The organism is uncultured Marinobacter sp. (assembly GCF_963974375.1).
Lineage (GTDB): Bacteria > Pseudomonadota > Gammaproteobacteria > Pseudomonadales > Oleiphilaceae > Marinobacter.
This window is the reverse complement of the sequence record NZ_CAXBDN010000332.1, coordinates 1-3,821: the sequence shown is the minus strand read 5'-3', so window position 1 is coordinate 3,821 and position 3,821 is coordinate 1. Positions and strand designations below refer to the sequence as shown.

3 protein-coding genes and 1 tRNA gene are annotated in these 3,821 nt (G+C 54.1%); 3 read left to right on the top strand and 1 reads right to left on the bottom strand.

Going from position 1 to position 3,821, the window contains the following annotated elements; genetic code table 11:
* Positions 1 to 1,103 (bottom strand): RNB domain-containing ribonuclease (locus tag AAC035_RS19435; protein WP_339806768.1); only part of this gene is annotated, 1,103 nt, incomplete at its 3' end.
* Positions 1,104 to 1,409: 306 nt separating this feature from the next.
* Between AAC035_RS19435 and AAC035_RS19430 the strand changes: the two genes are divergently transcribed.
* The 3 genes from AAC035_RS19430 (at position 1,410) to AAC035_RS19420 (ending at position 3,733) form a co-directional block, all read left to right on the top strand.
* Positions 1,410 to 1,496, top strand: a tRNA-Leu gene (locus tag AAC035_RS19430).
* A gap of 272 nt (positions 1,497 to 1,768) precedes the next feature.
* Positions 1,769 to 2,533 carry an ion transporter gene (locus AAC035_RS19425; RefSeq protein ID WP_339806767.1) on the top strand — a complete coding sequence of 255 codons (765 nt, stop codon included), beginning with the start codon at positions 1,769 to 1,771 and terminating at the stop codon, positions 2,531 to 2,533.
* 3 nt (positions 2,534 to 2,536) lie between these two features.
* Complete coding sequence (locus tag AAC035_RS19420) at positions 2,537 to 3,733, top strand: DUF4236 domain-containing protein (protein WP_339806766.1); 1,197 nt, start codon at positions 2,537 to 2,539, stop codon at positions 3,731 to 3,733.
* Positions 3,734 to 3,821: the final 88 nt, after the last annotated feature.

Below are 3,821 nucleotides of genomic sequence, written 5' to 3'. Positions count from 1 at the left end.
CCGGCGGCACTGAGGGTCATATCCGCCACCATGCACAACCGATCCAGCCCCGGGTTAAGGGAGCACAAACCGTTGGAAAGCTTCTCCGGCAGCATCGGTACCACGTGATCCGGGAAATACACCGACGTAGCGCGATTCTGGGCCTCGTCATCCAGTGGTGTGCCGGGGCGCACGTAATGGGACACGTCAGCAATGGCCACGATCAGCCGGTAACCACCCCGGGGACGCTGCTCGCAATAGATAGCATCGTCGAAATCCCGGGCGGTCTCGTCATCAATGGTCACCAGCGGCAGGTGGCGGATATCCACCCGGTTTGCCTTGTCAGCGTCGGTGACCTCTTCCGGAATATCCGCCGCCTGACGGGTAACCGCCGGGGGCCATTCGTGAGGAATATCGTAAGAGCGAATGGCAACATCAATTTCCATGCCCGGCGCCATATGTTCACCAAGCACCTCAACCACCCTGCCCGTAGGCTTGGTGCGAAGGGTTGGCTGGCGCAGAATATCAACAACCACGTACTGGCCGTGACGGGCCTCGGCGCAATCGCTTTCGGCAATCATCACTTCATGGTTGATGCGGGGATTTTCCGGCACCACAAACGCGATGCCGTCTTCCCGGAACAGACGTCCGACGGTCTGGGTGGTGCGATGCTCCAGCACATCAACGATGACACCTTCCTTACGCCCCCGGTCATCCACACTCTCGACCCGACCAGCAACCCGATCACCATGAAACACCTGCTTCATCTGGCGGGCACTGAGGAACAGGTCACCACCGCCATCATCCGGCATCAGGAACCCGAAGCCATCTTTATGGCCAGAGACCTTGCCGGTCACCAGGTCCGCTTCATCTATAGGCAGATACTTGCCGCGCCGGTTGCAGATCATCTGGCCGTCGCGACACATGGCGATCAGGCGGCGGCGCAGGGCTTCTATGCCCTCCGGCGAATACTGGCCCAGTTCTTCACAGAGGGTTTCATGGGTCGCCGGCGCACCGCGCTGGCGCAAATGATCGAGAATAAATTCCCGGCTCTGGATGGGGTTGTCGTACTTTTGTGCCTCACGGTCAGCGTGAGGATCACGGGGGGTATTCTTATCGGACATTCGTTCTCTCGGCGTTCCCGGCCAGCAACAATGCCGGCACAGAGACCTCTGAAAAACAGCCTTAAGGGGCACTTTTCCAGAGGTCTCGGGTGAATTTGGTCCGAGTATACCGCCACCACCGGTCAGCCGCCTAACAACCGCCCAAATAATTCGAAAAAAAGTGTTTGACAGCTTATAGGCGAATCATTAAAGTACGCGCCATCGGTTGAGGCAAATGCCTTGACAGGCAGCAGAAATGAAAGGCTTCTCAATGGATAACAACAGCTTATCCGGGCCAGACAAATCATCAAAGGCTGCAAATCACCTGCCGAGGTGGTGAAATTGGTAGACACGCTAGCTTCAGGTGCTAGTGGGGGCAACCCCGTGGAGGTTCAAGTCCTCTCCTCGGCACCATTCCTTCCTTGGAATGGCCTCGGAAAATACTCTTCCAAGTAATTCATAACGCGATACTGTTATAAACACAGCTGTATCATTATTGATACCGTCGTTGCCAGCCCTAAACATTCATTCGTAAAAACTCGAAAGACTGCCTCCCCACCAGCAAGAACCAAAACCTGAGCCTCGCTCACTAACGCAAACTTCGAACACCCGGCAATCATGTTAGGACTCTAACCAGATTTGCAGCTATGCTTGGAGCGCCGCGCAATGTTTGCAGGAAACAATCGATGCGACAGCTTCTCTACAGGTATGTTGATGCCACAGCCTGGAACAAAAAAGGGCTATCTCCTTTCAACTTGGCAATATGCATACTTATTCTCGTCTCGGTCTTGCTGGCCGTCATTGAGACCGAACGCCCCATCAGAGAGGCCTACCCGTATCTCTTTTTGATATCAGAGCGAATTCTGTTTGTGCTGTTTGTCATTGAGTATGGCCTCCGGATATATGTTGCCCCCGAAAATCCAAAATACTCCGGTGCGTTCGGGCGGCTCCGCTACATGAAATCCGGATGGGCTGTTTTCGATTTACTGGCGCTGGTATCGTTCATCGCACCTTTCGTCTCAAACTCCCTGGCCTTTTATATCAGGCTGACCCGCATCTTCAGGATACTTCGGGTATCTAGACTCGGTCGTTTCACACAAGCCTGGGACCTGCTCTGGGTAGCTACAGCCAGACGCAAGTTCGAGCTGCTCATGAGTGCCTCCATCGCTTTTATCCTGCTGCTCGTTTCCAGTGCATTTCTGTATCTGTTCGAGGCAGAGCTGCAACCTGAAGACTTTGGAAGCATTCCCCGTGCTCTCTGGTGGAGCGTGGCCACTTTAACAACCGTGGGCTACGGAGACGTCACACCAATCACCGCTGCTGGCAAGTTCTTCGCGGGTCTTACTGCCATCTCCGGTATTGGCATTGTCGCTATGCCGACCGGGATACTTGCTGCTGCATTTAGTGATGCCTTCCAAGCCCGGCAGGAAACAGATCAAAACTCGGAGTAATTCATGGCTTTTCGATTTCAGCGTCGCATCAAGATTGCCCCAGGTATTCGCCTGAATGTCAGCAAAAGAGGCGTAGGGCTTTCTGCAGGGCCCAGAGGCGCGACCATGAGCGTGGGTCGACGCGGTGTCTATGGAAACGTGGGTGTACCGGGCACCGGGCTGAGCTTCAGAGAAAAGCTGAACAAGACCCAGAAAGGGGGCACAGGAGGCCGTAAAGGGGCACAAGGCGAGCAGGGCAATATAAACATCAGCATTGATGACGATGGCCTGGTTACCCTCCTATATCCTACCGGGGAGCCTCTAAGTACCCGGGAGACCGCTGCTGTCAGAAAACGAGCTGGCGGAGCAATTAGAGCGTTCATGGAAGAGGTCTGTGAACGTCGCAATGAGATGCTCCGGTCAATCACTACTTTTCATCATCGCATCCCGAAGCCCACCGATAAGCCTGAATACATACCTTCCCTTTTCAAGGTGCAGGAACCAACCCCCAGCCTGTTTGCCAAAGTCTGGGCGCTGATATTCCCTCCATTCCGTCGAAAGCTGAACCGCGATCACGCAGACTGGCGCTCAGCCAAAGCTGCCCATGACCAGGGTGAGCAGGAACGGAAGGCTCTTGAGGAAACCTTGGTCTTCTCGGACATTACCGCTATGGAGCGGGTACTTGAAACATATCTTGGGGGTATTGAGTGGCCCAAGGAGCCCGCCATTGATTTTGATCTGGGCGAGGACAATACAACACTGGCTCTCGACATCCAGTTCCCTGATGAAGACGAGATGCCCGACAAGGAGTGGTCTGTCCCTGCTACCCAATACAAGCTCTCACCCAAGACAGTGAGTGCAACTAAAAGACGGCAAATCTACCGTGACTACATTCACTCGGTCATGATGAGAGTCGCTGGGGAGATCTTTGCACACCTCCCCACAGTGGAGCACGTGTTGATATCCGGATATCGGGAGACCATCAATTCATCGAATGGTCATGCAGAGGACCAATACATCATCAGCGTGATAATGCACCGGGACCAGTGGGCCTCAGTGGACTTCGAGAGGCTCCGCCAAATCGACCCTACCGAAGTTTTTACCGGCCACCTTCTCAATCGGTCAATGAAAAAGACCGGTATCTTCAAAGGCATTACACCGTTCTCACCGAGTGACCTTGAGGAAAGCAGCATGGGTTCAGGACACCACAAGCTCTCCTAGAGAGGTACGGGAGCAGGTCACAATCTCCTCTTTTGTCAACAACGGTGAACTCTGACCGCTTTTTGTCAGTTTAGATTGTCCGGTTTTC